The 13861-nt window shown below is 47.2% G+C and carries 15 protein-coding genes; all 15 read right to left on the bottom strand.

The window, feature by feature from the left end:
• Nucleotides 1-5 precede the first annotated feature (5 nt).
• A complete protein-coding gene (locus tag GACE_RS03535) occupies nucleotides 6-1595 on the bottom strand; it encodes a nickel-dependent hydrogenase large subunit (RefSeq protein ID WP_048091229.1) in 1590 nt (529 codons plus the stop codon).
• A gap of 13 nt (nucleotides 1596-1608) precedes the next feature.
• Nucleotides 1609-2721: a hydrogenase small subunit gene (locus GACE_RS03530; protein WP_318249284.1), complete on the bottom strand. Its 1113-nt coding sequence runs from the start codon at nucleotides 2719-2721 to the stop codon at nucleotides 1609-1611.
• Nucleotides 2722-2893: 172 nt separating this feature from the next.
• Nucleotides 2894-3187, bottom strand: a complete 294-nt coding sequence (locus GACE_RS03525) for a helix-turn-helix domain-containing protein (RefSeq protein ID WP_048091226.1) — start codon at nucleotides 3185-3187, stop codon at nucleotides 2894-2896.
• Nucleotides 3177-3602, bottom strand: coding sequence for a hypothetical protein (locus tag GACE_RS03520; protein WP_048091224.1), 426 nt, complete (start codon nucleotides 3600-3602; stop codon nucleotides 3177-3179). The genes GACE_RS03525 and GACE_RS03520 overlap by 11 nt, the downstream gene beginning before the upstream one ends.
• On the bottom strand, nucleotides 3599-4939 hold the full coding sequence (locus tag GACE_RS03515; RefSeq protein WP_052400203.1) for a Ni/Fe hydrogenase subunit alpha: 1341 nt from the start codon (nucleotides 4937-4939) through the stop codon (nucleotides 3599-3601). The genes GACE_RS03520 and GACE_RS03515 overlap by 4 nt, the downstream gene beginning before the upstream one ends.
• Nucleotides 4936-5835, bottom strand: a complete 900-nt coding sequence (locus GACE_RS03510; RefSeq protein ID WP_158413794.1) for an NADH-quinone oxidoreductase subunit B family protein — start codon at nucleotides 5833-5835, stop codon at nucleotides 4936-4938. The genes GACE_RS03515 and GACE_RS03510 overlap by 4 nt, the downstream gene beginning before the upstream one ends.
• 10 nt (nucleotides 5836-5845) lie before the next feature.
• Entirely contained in the window at nucleotides 5846-6232 is a 387-nt protein-coding gene (locus GACE_RS03505; protein WP_048091220.1) for a hydrogenase iron-sulfur subunit, read from the bottom strand.
• The gene (locus tag GACE_RS03500; protein ID WP_048091218.1) at nucleotides 6229-7029 is read right to left on the bottom strand and encodes a heterodisulfide reductase-related iron-sulfur binding cluster; all 801 of its coding nucleotides are present in this window, start codon (nucleotides 7027-7029) and stop codon (nucleotides 6229-6231) included. Before GACE_RS03500 ends, GACE_RS03505 begins: the two co-directional genes overlap by 4 nt.
• Nucleotides 7026-7517 (bottom strand): 4Fe-4S dicluster domain-containing protein, encoded by a 492-nt coding sequence (locus tag GACE_RS03495; RefSeq protein ID WP_048091216.1) that lies wholly within the window; start codon nucleotides 7515-7517, stop codon nucleotides 7026-7028. The genes GACE_RS03500 and GACE_RS03495 overlap by 4 nt, the downstream gene beginning before the upstream one ends.
• Nucleotides 7514-9469, bottom strand: a complete 1956-nt coding sequence (locus GACE_RS03490) for a CoB--CoM heterodisulfide reductase iron-sulfur subunit A family protein (protein WP_048091214.1) — start codon at nucleotides 9467-9469, stop codon at nucleotides 7514-7516. Before GACE_RS03490 ends, GACE_RS03495 begins: the two co-directional genes overlap by 4 nt.
• Before the next feature lie 52 nt (nucleotides 9470-9521).
• Complete coding sequence (locus GACE_RS03485; protein WP_048091213.1) at nucleotides 9522-10181, bottom strand: DUF5612 domain-containing protein; 660 nt, start codon at nucleotides 10179-10181, stop codon at nucleotides 9522-9524.
• A 1-nt stretch (nucleotide 10182) separates the two neighbouring features.
• A complete protein-coding gene (locus GACE_RS03480) occupies nucleotides 10183-10416 on the bottom strand; it encodes an Lrp/AsnC ligand binding domain-containing protein (RefSeq protein ID WP_048091211.1) in 234 nt (77 codons plus the stop codon).
• A gap of 24 nt (nucleotides 10417-10440) precedes the next feature.
• Entirely contained in the window at nucleotides 10441-11079 is a 639-nt protein-coding gene (locus tag GACE_RS03475; RefSeq protein ID WP_048091209.1) for a PrsW family intramembrane metalloprotease, read from the bottom strand.
• Nucleotides 11080-11104: 25 nt separating this feature from the next.
• Nucleotides 11105-12979 carry a DUF460 domain-containing protein gene (locus GACE_RS03470; protein ID WP_048091207.1) on the bottom strand — a complete coding sequence of 625 codons (1875 nt, stop codon included), beginning with the start codon at nucleotides 12977-12979 and terminating at the stop codon, nucleotides 11105-11107.
• The gene (locus tag GACE_RS03465; RefSeq protein WP_048091205.1) at nucleotides 12976-13833 is read right to left on the bottom strand and encodes a serine/threonine-protein kinase RIO2; all 858 of its coding nucleotides are present in this window, start codon (nucleotides 13831-13833) and stop codon (nucleotides 12976-12978) included. The genes GACE_RS03470 and GACE_RS03465 overlap by 4 nt, the downstream gene beginning before the upstream one ends.
• Nucleotides 13834-13861 lie beyond the last annotated feature (28 nt).

Here is a 13861-nt window from a genome sequence, read left to right as displayed (position 1 = left end):
AAAAATTAAATGGAGCAGGCGTCGAGTGTCAGGTTGTATTTCCTGCCCTCTTTTGTGAAAATGTGGACTGTGCATGCCAGACAGAGGTCAAAGCTGTGGATTGTCCTGACGACCTCCCACGGATTGGATGGGTCGCTGACAGGTGTGCCTATAAGGGCACTTTCGAGCGGTCCGTGCTGACCCTTGCTGTCCTTTGGTGAGACGTTCCAGGTTGTTGGGACAACGGCCTGATACCTCTTTATCTTGCCCTTTTCTGCAACAACCCAGTGACCAAGAGCGCCTCTTGGCGCTTCTCTGAGACCGACGCCCTCACCGGTTATGTCCTTTGGATACTCAATTGCCGTCTTCTTTCCTGCGTATTCCTTGAGCTGGAGAAGGAGGCTCTCTAAGTAGTCTATCATTATGAGTTCTTCCTGAATTCTCGCAATCATCCTGCTGAGGGCAGTTGAGGCAGTTGCGCTTCCACAGAACGTCTTTCTGAGTCCGAGTGGGTCTCCGAGTTCCTTGCTCTTCTTGAGGTACAACGCCACGAGCCTTGGAAGGGGTCCAACCTCGGCTGGCCATCCGTCGTATCTTGGAGCCTTGCCCCATGTGTATGCTCCCGATTTGCCGTAATATGGTTCAGGCGGGAGGTCTGTACCAACATAACCCGTCTGGGTCTCGTCCTTGTACCAGGAGTATGTGACATCTTCCGAAATCTTTCTGTAATCCATGTTTTCGAGTTCAGAGCCATTGAAGAATCCGGAGGGGAAGTACAGCTCGCCGCTTTCTGGGTCAGGAAGGAACCCGTATGCCAGCATTTTTGAATCTTCCCAGACTCCCTGTTCGTTGAGCCCCATGTCATGAGCAACTGCAATCATCGCCACCATGTCGAAGAGAGCATTACCCATGCCTTCCTTTGGTTCAAATGCATCTCTCTTTCCTGCTTTAATCTCTTCCATCTGCTTGAGCACTTCATCGAGGACGTATTCTGCGTTTGTGGCTGCCGGCTGTCCTATGCCCACGCCAACTGCCCACTTCTTCACATCCGCAACAATTCCAACGAGCTGGGTGATGATCTTCTCGTCAATCTCAAGGGTCATTCCACCGGGAGCGGGGGTCATCATGTGCGGAACCTTACCTCCAATGATTGCCATGGCTTTGTGAAGTTCTTTCTGGGCCCAGACAGCCTCCTTGACACCCTTGCCAACAATGGGGTTGAGCCTCGTCAATCCGGTTTTGTGTGGCGAATCGCTGAAATCTGGCCCGACGAGAACATAGACCCAGACAGGATGGTCATAAACATACTGGAGGGTGGTAACGAGGTTTCTGAATGCAGTTGCGGCGGGAGGCATTCCGACGTTCCATTCATCTGCCATACCTGATGCATTTTCAATTGCAAAGAGGCTGGCAAGCCTGTGATCATTGTGGCACACACCGCAGATTCTCTGGGTTATGATCGGAGCATCTCTTATGTCTCTGCCAATGAGAATTCTCTCAAAACCCCTGAACATCAGAGCCAGAGCTTTTGCATCGGTAACAACACCATCCTCAACATTGATCTTCACACCGTGATGACCCTCAAGTCTCGTAACCGGATCAATTGTGATTTCCACCTAAATCACCTCCTTATTTCTTCTTAGTCTTTTCAATTTCGTCATCCTTGATTTCAGGATGCTTCCTCCCCCTTCTCACAGCATGAGCGGCAACACCGAGCACTGCAGCTCCCACGGCAACCTTACCAAGTGTGGTTGGGTCGATTCCAAACATGATTTCGGTGCTTTCTCTCGATTCGTAGAATGGGGACATCTTGTCAGGGAAACCGGGGTCCATGCACCCGATGCAGGGAGCTCCAGCGTTCATACAAACGTTGAGCCCACTGTTCCATCTCGTCTCGGCACATGCAGCATACACAAATGGCGCCTTGCATCCGACCTTGTAAAGGCATGTTTCATACTTTGCATCCGTTTCTGTAAGGTCTGCGGCGAACTGGCCCTTTCCGTAATAGCCTCTTCTCGGACAGTTGTCATGGATGATCCTTGAGAACATGGCTTTAGGCCTGTAATACTCGTCAACTTCAGGCACGATTCCGAGAAGGATGCTTGCAAGAACGATCATAAGCCAGTCAGGATGACCCGGACATCCCGGAATGAACACAACAGGTACAGACGGCTTTCCATATTTCTTGAAGAAGTCATACAGCCCCACCGCACCAGTTACACTTCCATTTTCGTAAGATGAACCGAGACCGTCCTTCGCAGCAGGGATTCCTCCGTATGTGGCGCAGACACCAAATCCAACCACTGCAACCTTTGTCTTCGAAACGAGCTGTTTTACCCAGTCCTCGAAGTATATCGGCTGACCGTTCTTCTCACCCAGCAGACAGGCCTCCTTCATGCCGATGGGTATGGCACCTTCAAGAACGAGAACGTCAGGCTCCACCTCTTCCAGGATTTTTATTGCCTCATCGCCAAACGGCTGCATAACCGTCTGGTGGAATGCCACGTTCACCTTAAGCTCCTCGATTGCATCGTACAGATCGGGGTTATCGGCCTGGAGAAGTGAAATCGTACATGCAGTACAGCTCTGTCCCTGTATCCATACAAGTTTGACCCCGTTGTTCTTTGCCGTCTCAAAAGCCTGCACGATCTCTGCCTTGTTCGCGAGAAGAACAGCACTTGCACCCATTAAACCCGCTGATTTGATAAAATCTCTTCTGCTCAGCCCACTCACATTCATCACCTTTTTAAATTGCTGTATTGCCTGAAAAATGATAATTATAAAACTATTTTTGCGTTAAATATTACATTGAAAAAACTGTAATTTTTCTCAAGTATTTTGAAAAATGCATGTAATTTGATATAGTTAATTGCCGAGCATTGAACGATTTCGGAAAAAGCAGACACAGAAAAGTTCAGCCCCTGTCAAGAAGCTCTATAATCTTTTTTATGTGACTGCAAACCTCATATCCCTTGTCGGTCAGGTGAATTATTCTGACCCTGCCCGACTGAACGGATTCCACAAGACCGACGTCTTCAAGTTTTTTTATAACAAGCCAGACGTAGCTGTGGGGACTGTTGATTTTGTTGGCGATATACTGTATGTAAATCTCCTTTCCCTCGTTTTCACCACTGTAAATTGTCAGAAGAATTTCGAGGACCCTTTCTTTGAACAAAAGTCCTGGTTTGTCTGCAAGCTCATCCCTCATGTAGACCACCGGTTTCAAGCAGTTCAACAATTTTCATTACCAGTTCATCAATCTTTCCCACTGCAGATTTTAAATCTTTCACGCCGATCCCGATGACGATTACCTTTTGAGGTGGTTCATCAAGAAGGAACTGTGTGATGTGCAGGGTTTCAAGGACGTCCAGGCTGTGGATCAGTTTTTTCAGACCCGGAGTTCTCGGCTCGTACAGCCTGACCTCACCAAAATCAAGTTCGCAGGTTGAATCCACAATTATTGCAACGCTGCACTCCCTCATAAGGTCAGCAAGCTCCAGTCCGGGGCTAAAACAGAGCCTGCATTCCAACTTCAGAACTCTCGCAAGTTTTTCGGCTATTTTCAGTCCCGTTGAATCGATTTCGTCGTAGGGATTGCCGACACCTATGACCACGGTCGTCATAGCCTTACAATCCGAACATCGAGATCAGACTTTCCATTTATCGAGTGCGTTGAACAGGCTATGCACGGGTCAAATGTTCTGACCATCCTTTCTATGCTCTCTGCCAGCCCCTTTCCAGCCCTTCTTCCCCTGAAATGCTGGTTCAGGATAACGTTGAGAGAATTGATGTTGAACTGGGTTGGAGTGATTATATTCACCTTCCGTATGAAGCCCCTGGCATCTGTTGTGTAGTGGTGTATCAGCGTACCTCTGGGGGCTTCAACGGCACCAATACCCTCTCTCCTGATTTTGTAGTCCCTGTTCACAATCCCACCAGAAAGATCGATGTTCTCAATAATGTCTCTCATTGCCTCTGCACAGTGAACAATTTCAAGTGCTCTCAGCAGGTATGCCATTTCGGGGCGTATGGTGTTCAGGTCAATCTCGCTCTCAATCTGAGAATACAGTTCTGAGCTTAGGTCAAATTCATGAAATCCTGCAGAAAACCTGCCGAGAACGCCCGTTATCACATCCATTCTGTCTCCTCTGTAACTCACATATGCGTCTTTCGAATAGGAATACTCCCTCTCGTCCTCTGCCACAACATCCTCATAGTTTGATGGCTCGATCCTGAAGACTTCCTCTTTCGAGCTGTTTAAAACACAAATATCGCCACTGTAAAAGTCCGTTTTTTCCCCGCGGAGGGTCATGAAGTGCATGTGTTTGCTCGGAAATCGCTCTAAACTGCCGCTATGTTCAAGCAAATCGGAGAATAATTCATATAGCTCTAAACCGAGCGTCAGGAGATCCATGGTGTATCTGTTCAGCATACCCAGTTCGTGTTCATCAGGTTTCTTTGCCCACCCTCCCGGTACAGCGGCCACCGGGTGGAGAAGCCTTCCTGCGAGGATTTCAATTATTTTCACGGCGCTGCTTCTCTTGTTCAGAAGGTCTTTGATTTTTCTCGTTCCCACTTTTTTGAATGAAGCGATCACATCTCCCTCGTTAACGAGGTCTGGAAGGGCGAGTAGCAACAGTGATGCGGCGTGATCCTCTATTATGTTTGCATACAGCACCAATTGTCTCAATTTTTCAGCAGGCTCCGGGGGAGAAACCCCGTAAATACTGTCCACGGCCTTCAACGATGCGATGAAATGCACTGCTCTGCATATTCCGCATATTGTTGATGATATCCTCGGGACATCTTCTGCAGGAAGTCCAGTGAGGATTTTCTCATAGCCCCTGAATTCAGTTGACTGAAAGAAAATTTTCTCGATCCTGCTGGATCGATCGGCGAAAACGGTAATTCTGGCATGACCCTCAATTCGGGAAACCGGGTCTATCCGGATCGTTTTCATGGTTTACCACCTTTCAGCAGCGATCGTCTGTAGATGTAGAAAATCTTGCCGAATTCACGGTATTCGGAAAGGAGTGCTTCAGCGGCCTCATCTGGCAGCACGATGGACAGGACATCTATCATCTTTCCTCCTGCATCCGCAACATCTGGAAGCGGACCGTAACAACCCCTGCACGGTACGTCTATTTTCAAACAGTCAGCCCCGCAGTCACCGATGGTGATGAATCCGGAGCACAGCACTCCCCCGTAGAGCAAGCATGAATTTTCCCCAGTTTCAGAAACAAATCTATCGCCATCGAATGCAGAAGCTGGTGTTACACCTCCGTTCACAGGAGATCTGGGACAGAAAGAACACACGGATTTTCCGGAGATTATCCACTTTTCTTTCAGATTTTTCAGGTTGCTGAAAAGGTCTGCAATAGCTTTAGGCTTGGGCGGGCATCCCGGAAGATAGTGATCCACCTCAACAACCTCATCAAGCGGCTTCTGAATCTCCATCTCTGGAAGCTTCAGAATGTACTTTCCATCGTGTACAACCTGCTTTTCCGGTCGGGTTTTGCTGAAAACCTCTCCCGCAATCTCATCCACGGTGTGGAATGCTGCCAGTGCAGGGACTCCTCCAAACACCGCACAGGTTCCAAGCGCAATGATTTTTTTGCTCTTCTTTCTGAGTTTGATCACGACGTCCTTCACTTCCCCGTTCCCCACACCTCCCTCTATTATCGCCACATCGATATGGCCGTCGGGTATGCTGTCAAGCTCATGGTATTTTGATGAGGTAAACATGGGTATGCTCCAGACTATCTCAAGGCTCTGAAACTCGTCAAAAATCCGGTGAAGTGAGTCAACCGCTGCCATCTCGCATCCCATGCACCCTGATGCAAGGTAAAAAGCCACTCTGATGGTTTCACCTCCTCGTGAGCCCCTCAATTCTTCTGCTAAACTCAGCCGCGAAATCAGCGAATTTGACGGCATCAGTTGACGAGATTTCGACAAATTCCAGTCTCGCAGGCTCTATGTTGAGACTGTGCAGCAATTTTTTGAGCAGTTTAACCCTCTTCCTTGCTATTGAGTTTCCGTTCAGATAGTGGCATTCATTTTCTGGGCATCCCGCGATGAAAACACCGTCGAATCCCAGCCCAAATGCTTTCATTACAGTCTCCGCATCAACTCTCCCCGAGCAGGGAACCTTGATTATTTTTATGGACTCGGGATACTTCAGCTTGAGTCTTCCGGCAAGGTCTATTGCCCGGTAAGCGCACCATTTGCATGCAAACCCGATTATTTCAGTCATGTTCTTTCACCCGGCCTCATGGCCATCCACACCAGTTCGGATATGTGGTAAACATCATACCTCTTCGAAATCTTTCCTCTGCCCAGAAGAGAATCCTGGGCGGTCTTAATCTGATCGTAACAGTGGGGACACGCAGCGACAATGGCATCTACGTCAGTCTCGGCATCAAGGCTTTCAATCAGTCTTTCCGTGAATTCTGCAGATGATTCAGGACTTAAAAGGCTTATAGAGCCTTTACCACAGTAATAATCCTCTCTGCTGTACTTTTCTGTGGAAACGCCGATCTTGTTCAGAATCCTTTTTATTTTTTCAAGGTATTCGCTACTTTTTTCGGTGTATAGCAAATGGCATCCCGTGTGTATTCCTGCCTTAAGCCCGAGCTTTGCGGTCTTCGGGTTTTTCTTGACTATCTCATCGTAATAAACGTCCGTAATGTGAAGCACCCTGATTTTTCCCCGGTAGATTCTCCCGATTTTCGCCAGCTTTGAGTTCACGTCCAGAAACGTCTTCTCATCTTCAAGTCTGGAAATGGCGTATTTGAAGACGGAAAAACACTCGCTGCATGGCGTGAGGATGTCGAGGTTCTGCTCCTCCACAATGGAGAAGTTTCTGGCAGTTATCGCGAGAGATGCTGTGGAGTCAAATGACATTATCGAGTCATATCCCGGGCAGCAGGAAAGGCCGCCAACATCGACCACATCGACGTTGAGATACTCCAGCGTATCTCTGATCTTTCTTTCAAGCTCCGGCATTTCGAATGCCACTTTGCATCCGGGAAAGAAAGCGTAACCCGTCATATTATTCCAAGAATCCTCAATCTGCTATCTTCCATCAGCATTCTTATTTCGTCCAGTTCCTCTTCGTCGAGTTTTATTTCTGGCAGGTTCAGCTCTCTCCTTTTGCTGTTTTCCGGCTCTATTACATATCCGTACTGGTAGATGCTCCTTACAATATCCTCAAAAATCCTCGGGTGTTTGAACTGCTTTGACTGGTATCTTCTGAGCGCGAAATAGATGGAATGGGGATTGACATTCCTCGGGCAAACATGGACGCATCTCTGACAGGAAATGCATATCCAGGGAGACCTGTGTTCGAGAACTTCCTTTTCCAGCTCGAGTATTATCAGCTTGAACAGCCTCTTATTCGGAAACTCAAATCCCGAAATTGCGACCGGACAGATGCTCATGCAGGCACCGCACTGTATGCAGCCCGTAATATATCCACCGTCTTTTTCTATTTCCTCCTTGAGACCCGGGTTTTTCATATCGAGGTTCAGAGTTCTCATGCCTTCAACCCCTCAAGTTCCTTTTCAATTGCCTTGCCGTGAGTCGCCATATCCACTGCCTTTACCGGACATACTGAGTAGCAGATCCCGCAGTTTCTGCAGGAAATTGGATTGATCTCGGGAATGTCGTTCTCTGCTGTTATTGCCTTGAACGGACAGGAAATAATGCACATGCCGCAACCGGTACACCTTTCGGCATCTATGATTGTCTCGACGTCTATCTCTCGCTCCCCTTTACCAAGGAAACTGGAGACGGAGAGGGCTGCAGATTTGGCCTGGAGAACCGTCTCGGTAACATCCTTTGGGCCCTGAACACACCCCGCCAGATAAATGCCATCTATTGATGTCTCGAATGTCTGCAGCTTGGGGTGTTTTTCCTTTACAAATCCAGAGGAGTCTATATCCAGTCTCATTTTCCTTGCCACATCCCTCTCGGATTCGCGAAGCTCAACAGCCGTAGCAAGAACGACCATATCTGCGGTGTATTCCACCGGGTCTCCTGTATCTGAGTCAAATCCGAGTATTCTCAGCTTCCCGTTGTTCAGGGGTTCCACATTCCCAACCCTGCCCCTGAGAATCTTTATTCCAAGCTTGCGTGCGAGGGTGTAGTACTCCTCAAGGTCCCTTCCCGGAGCTCTTATGTCGATGTAGTGTATGAACACGTCGATTTCGGGATTTCTCTCCTTTATCAGCCTTGCCTGCTTGAGCATGTACATGCAGCATACCTTTGAGCAGTAGGTGTGATATCTCTCATCCCTGCTTCCAACACATGAAATGAATGATATCGCTTCGGGCTTTCTGAGGGTTTCAGGAACGAGGAGTTCTCCCCCTGTGGGACCTGTCGGGGACAGGATCCGCTCCATCTGTATGCCCGTGACGACGTTTGGAAGGTGGGAAGGAAATTCGGGAAATGAATCCTTGCTCATGACCTCATAACCCATTGCAAGCAGTATGGAACCTGCTCTGATTTCGAAAACCTCCCCTTCAGGATCCCAGTTTTTGCTCCTGTCTATTGCTCCAGTGGGACATGCCTTTTCACAGGGTGTGAGATACTCCTTTCCACTCCTGAGCAGCCTTCTGGTGCCAATCTTTTTCTTGCCGCAGTTAACACACGCTTCTGGATCGTGAACGGCTTTTTTTGGGTAGGCAAACGGGGAATAGATGTACATGGCCTTTCTGAAGGTCAGACCGTCATCAAATTCGCTTGGGACCTTTGCCCTGTCCGGACATGCGTCAATACATTTTCCACAGCCCGTGCATTTTTCCCAGTCCACGTAGGTTTGTTTCTTTCTCAGTCTGATCCTGAAATTGCCGGGGTATCCGCTTACCTCCTCGACCTCCGTATAGACGTGTATCTGAATGTTTTTTGCTGCCGACACCTCGGAAATCAGGGATGAAATGACACACGACGCACAGTCGTTGAGAGGATATATCTTATCAAATTTCAGGAGCTTACCTCCTATGGAAGGAGACTTTTCGATTATGTGCACCCTGTATCCCAGTTTGGCGAGCTCGATGGATGCTGTAATTCCCGCAATTCCTCCACCAATAACCGCTACGCTCTCCTCCATTTTGGTTTTCACTGTTTTTGGTTTTTTTATGTATGATAGCTTGTTTATGCCCGCTCTGATGAGGTCTCTCGCTTTTTTTGTGGCGTGTTCTCCGTCTCTGTGTGGCCACGAACACTGCTCTCTCAGGTTAACGATCACAAATGGCTTTCTGATAAAGCTGGAAAAGTAGGTCTCATGGTTTTCCGGAGAGCAGGCCGCAATAACAAATCCGTCAACCTCATCCTGGAAATTTAATATCAGCTGTTTTGCGTCCTGAGAACACAGAAAGAGGTGATCTCTCACGAGATACCCATCAGATTCAAGAATGGACTTTAGCCGTTCTACATTCACACGTTCAGAAATGTTTGTGCCGCAGTGGCAGATAAAGATGCCTTTTTTCATTAAGCATGTATTTGAAGAAATGCAGATTTAAAATTATTGATGAAATCATGTATCAGATTTTCCTGCCCTTCACCTTTGTTATGTCGAACTGGGCTTTTTCAGATGCGTGCATGACCGCAAGCGTTCCCGCCATAACCGGGTCGGTAACAACAATGTCGCTCACTTTTGGCACAGAACCGAACATGTTGAGACTGATCACGGGGATTCCAGTTTTTCTCAGCTTTTTAACCTCATCTGCAATCCTCCCCCCCATGAGTCCTCCAGCAAGTACAAGCACCTCAGCCCTGTGCAGCCTTGAAACAGCCCTGACCGCATCCACAAGCTCATCCTCGCCAACGAGAGGCATCGTATCCACGCTGATCCGCTCACCCCTCAGGTTGTGTCTGTCCGCTTCGGTAACCGCACCGAGTGCCACCTGAGAAACCAGTGCTCCTCCGCCAAAAATCAGAATTCTCTTCCCGAATACCTTTTCAAAAGGTTTTTCCTCGGTAACCTCCACCGTAGTGGGAAATTCCCGGATTTCATCGATTATCCTGTCAAAATCTCCCCCCTCAATTTCAAGGTAGATCAGGGCCTTGTTTCTGTACTCACCATATTCTATGATGAAACTCTGGGCATAGGTGATGTTTCCCCCATGCTCGGCTACCTTGGCAGTAACATCTCTGAGCACACCGACCCGGTTTTCTGCAATAATCTGCAATCCTCTGATCATATCAGAACTTCGCTCCGGTCAGTGTTTTTGTCTCTATAACACCCTCTATCGACCTGATGTTGTTCACGACAACCTCGCTGAGTTCTTCAAAGTCCTTAACATTGATCTTCGCAATCAGGTCGTATTCTCCGAAAAGAGGGTATATCTCCTCGACTTCCTGGAGTTTCAAGAGTCTGTCATAGACTTTCCTCTCCTTTCTCGGCATTACCTTTATCAGGACAAAACCAATAGCCATATTAAAAAAGAGCCGGGAAACATATTAAATCTTTCGCAGGAGGTAATATTCGATTTTTTCGACATCTTCTTTCATTCCAAGCTTTATAAGACTGTATAGGACAAAGGCATTCGTTATCAGCATCGGGATAACCCACAATCCGTTGAGGGCTGAGAAATTCCACCACAGGTGGAAAAAGCTCCCGGTGATCAGATAGGGGAGAACACTTGAGGTTTTCCCCTCAGCCTTGAGTCCAAGGCCCACACCGGTTATTGCGGTGAATGTTGAGTGTGCAACCGGAGTGAGAAATGCCCTTGTAAGAGCAACATCCTGTCCAAAAGACAGCCCGTACATGAGATTTTCGAAGGATGCAAATCCAAGTCCTGCCGCCACACCATATACAACGCCATCCATAACCCCATCCATCTGCTTTCCCCTGTACGGGATGAGCAATGCGAGAAACTTCGTGAATTCCTCAATAAATGGTGCGAAATAGAATGTAAGAAGCGCTGGAGTAATCTGTTCCAGCAGAAGAGCGAGTGTCGTTGAGATTGTCGAGGATACCAGAAAAACTGCCACCACATATCTTTTTGGTTCCGGCTCTATCCTGTCCTTGCTGTAAACGTACCACAGGAGGAACAGGGCGGGTGCGTAGGACAGGATGGCTATAGTGGTGATGTCCATTGGCGTGGATTTACATTCGGCAATATTAAAACATTTTTCTCCTGTTTCTGTAATCGAGTATCATTTCTTCAAGTCTGTTCAGTGTCCTTTTTTCAATTTCCTCTATGGCGTTCTGGACTTCTTCATCAAGCCTGTCGGCTCTCACAAGAATGAAATCCTCAAACTGCTTTGTTTCAAGCCTCTCAAGGTCTATTATCGGGATCTTACTCCTGTCAAAAACTTCCTTTGCGTAATGGGACATCTCGCCAGAGAATAGCACTGCTTTTATTTTTCTGTTTACCAGCAGTTCGGCGGCACTCTTTCCTCCACCGCCGGCATCAGAAATGTACACCACCTCACCCTCGTCAAGGCCTATGGTGGATATCAGCTTCTCTATCTCTTCTCTTGTGAACTTCCTCAGGGTTTTTATCGCCTTCCATCCTCTGAACTCGAGATACTTTATGCTTCTGAGCTCCTCTATTTTATTTTCGAGCTCTCTGATCGTCCTGTCCTTGTCGGCAATAACCTTTTTCAGAGTTTTTATTTCACCCTCGAGCGATTTTATGTGATTCAGCTCTCTCACCTTTCTGTACTCTTCACTGGCGATTTTGTGGATTCTGTCCTGCAACCTCTCTATTTCCTTTTTCAATTCCCTGATTTGAGTGCTGAGTCTTCTGTTCTCCTCCCTGAGTTCAGCAATAAGTCTGTCCCTTTTCTTTATCTCTTCCAGATTAAACCGGGGTTCAGCTCTCTCTTTCGACTGTTCCTGGAGTTCACTCTTTTCAATAAGTGATTTCAGACTCATTCCTTTGATGATCCCGGCCTTTATTTCTTCAAAATCAAATCCCTCCGGAATGCGTTTCTCTATGTTTCTGAACTTGTTTTTGTATGCATTGAATGCATCGATTGCGGAGGCAAGAGCATCTCTTTCATGGTCGTTGAATGGCTGGTAGAGAGACGTGAGAACCTTCTTTTTTTCCACAGGCAGGTCTTCTTTCGGTGTGTACAGGGTGCAGTTAAAAGAAGCTCTCATTTTCTGAACGTATTCTGGGGCATTTTTTTTGTCTGTGGCGATTATGACAGGTTTCCCGTGAGACAGTATAAACTCCGTAACCTCTGAATAGCTCCAGCCTTTTTTGCTTTTTACGGAAATGACGTGACCATTCAGGTCGAGAACCGCAACACCAACTGTGGTGCCGGGATCGATTCCAACTATTGTATACTTAGTGTGCTTTTTCATCGGAATGAACTCTATTTTTTCCTTTTCAACGGCACTGACGTTAACCTGGACATCTCTCAGCCTGAACGAGTTGATTGGAACACTTTCCCGGGGACTGTTGACGATGAAAATTCCCCTGCTTATACCGCCATATCCTCTCCTAATTTCTTCAACGTACTCCAGCCCTTTTTCATCCAGAATCTTTTTAATCTCTCTGAAAACGGCCCTTACACTGTCGTGAACTTTTCTCCTGTATTTGTTCTGCCTCCACCCTCCCTTCCCCAAGCTTCTGTTTCTTGAAACCTTTATCACGGTCTTGTCCGTGAAAACCGAGACAATCTCTCCGACACCGTATTTCGCAAGAAGTGCAGATGCTTTCGCCTCGTCAAACGGATTTTTCGGATCAATTCTTATCCCGTATCTCTTTGCCAAAGCTGGAAGAGACTGCTTTCCCGCAGTTTGAACGATTTTGGTGGTTGGAGGGATTGATTTGAGGAACGATACAAGCTCTCTCTTACTCTCAAACAGTTCGAAGATGTTGTCCACAGCCACGATGTCCGGCCTTATTTCCTTTATGTATTTCAAAAGCCGGTGTTTTGAGACATCCTTGCTCCATTCCGAGCCATCGCTTATGAAATACGCTGCATATCTCGATTTTGCTGTTGCAGAACCTCTTATTATGTCAACTCCGATAATTTTCATGCTTCGTCTTTAATATATTCCATGACTTCTTTTAAATCTTTTTTCAATCTGTATGTTCTTTCAAAGTAATCGAGAACATTTTTCACGTCCCGTTCGAGATATTCCTGAGCCATCGGGTCTTTGGTGTCAACTGATTGTGGAAAATCGATTATCCAGACGCCATCGCTGTTAACGAGAATGTTGAACTGACTCAGATCGCCATGGACTATGCCACGGGAGTACATTTTTCTGATCTCTTCCAGAATCATGTCAAGGACATCCTCTGGATTCGATATTTTCACCCTGAAAAGTTCCTTGGCATCTATGAGTCTTGTTACAACGGCATTCCCTTCCCATGCAACCGGCTGAGGGACGCTGGCGTATCCATAAAGCTTTTTCAGAGCAGCATATTCTCTTTTCGCAGACCTGACCGTAAGAACCGTGTAATGGAGGCTTCCGTAATCTCTCTTCTCCTTGACCTTTTTGAAGCTTGGATATCCAACTCTGTGGAACTTCACGACAACCTCGCCGTACCTTTCGGACATGGCATTGTAAACAACACTCTCCTTCCCCTCTCCCATGATGTTGCCGAGCATCGATATTGCGTTTTTATTCACCAGCCGTTTAAGCGAGAAGACCGAAAGGCCCTTGAACGTAAAGCTCGCTCCGAGGTACTCAGTATATTTGTTTTCAGTTATTCTCATCCCGCCGAGTTTTTTCAGAGCGAGCTCTATCTTTTCCTCACCCATCCCACATTCTCTGGCGATGGCATGAACGGGGACATACTCAAAATCCCACATGTTGTCAAAAATGGCGTTGAGGATGCATTCGTCCTTTCTGTCAAGTCCCCTGTACAGCTCAATCAGGTCCTGCACATATTATTTAAACCAGACCCAGTATAAA

Source organism: Geoglobus acetivorans (assembly GCF_000789255.1).
In the GTDB taxonomy this organism is placed as follows: Archaea; Halobacteriota; Archaeoglobi; order Archaeoglobales; family Archaeoglobaceae; genus Geoglobus; species Geoglobus acetivorans_B.
This window is presented reverse-complemented; position numbering and strand designations above follow the sequence as displayed.

What these genes read in the sequence shown, in the direction of transcription:
- GACE_RS03480 (WP_048091211.1), bottom strand. Translation starts at nt 10,416, where the DNA reads ATGGCTATTGGTTTTGTCCTGATAAAGGTAATGCCGAGAAAGGAGAGG.
- GACE_RS03470 (WP_048091207.1), bottom strand. Translation starts at nt 12,979, where the DNA reads ATGAAAATTATCGGAGTTGACATAATAAGAGGTTCTGCAACAGCAAAA.
- GACE_RS03475 (WP_048091209.1), bottom strand. Translation starts at nt 11,079, where the DNA reads ATGGACATCACCACTATAGCCATCCTGTCCTACGCACCCGCCCTGTTC.
- GACE_RS03505 (WP_048091220.1), bottom strand. Translation starts at nt 6,232, where the DNA reads ATGACTGAAATAATCGGGTTTGCATGCAAATGGTGCGCTTACCGGGCA.
- GACE_RS03490 (WP_048091214.1), bottom strand. Translation starts at nt 9,469, where the DNA reads ATGAAAAAAGGCATCTTTATCTGCCACTGCGGCACAAACATTTCTGAA.
- GACE_RS03520 (WP_048091224.1), bottom strand. Translation starts at nt 3,602, where the DNA reads ATGACGACCGTGGTCATAGGTGTCGGCAATCCCTACGACGAAATCGAT.
- GACE_RS03525 (WP_048091226.1), bottom strand. Translation starts at nt 3,187, where the DNA reads ATGAGGGATGAGCTTGCAGACAAACCAGGACTTTTGTTCAAAGAAAGG.
- GACE_RS03495 (WP_048091216.1), bottom strand. Translation starts at nt 7,517, where the DNA reads ATGAGAACTCTGAACCTCGATATGAAAAACCCGGGTCTCAAGGAGGAA.
- GACE_RS03485 (WP_048091213.1), bottom strand. Translation starts at nt 10,181, where the DNA reads ATGATCAGAGGATTGCAGATTATTGCAGAAAACCGGGTCGGTGTGCTC.
- GACE_RS03500 (WP_048091218.1), bottom strand. Translation starts at nt 7,029, where the DNA reads ATGACGGGTTACGCTTTCTTTCCCGGATGCAAAGTGGCATTCGAAATG.
- GACE_RS03515 (WP_052400203.1), bottom strand. Translation starts at nt 4,939, where the DNA reads ATGAAAACGATCCGGATAGACCCGGTTTCCCGAATTGAGGGTCATGCC.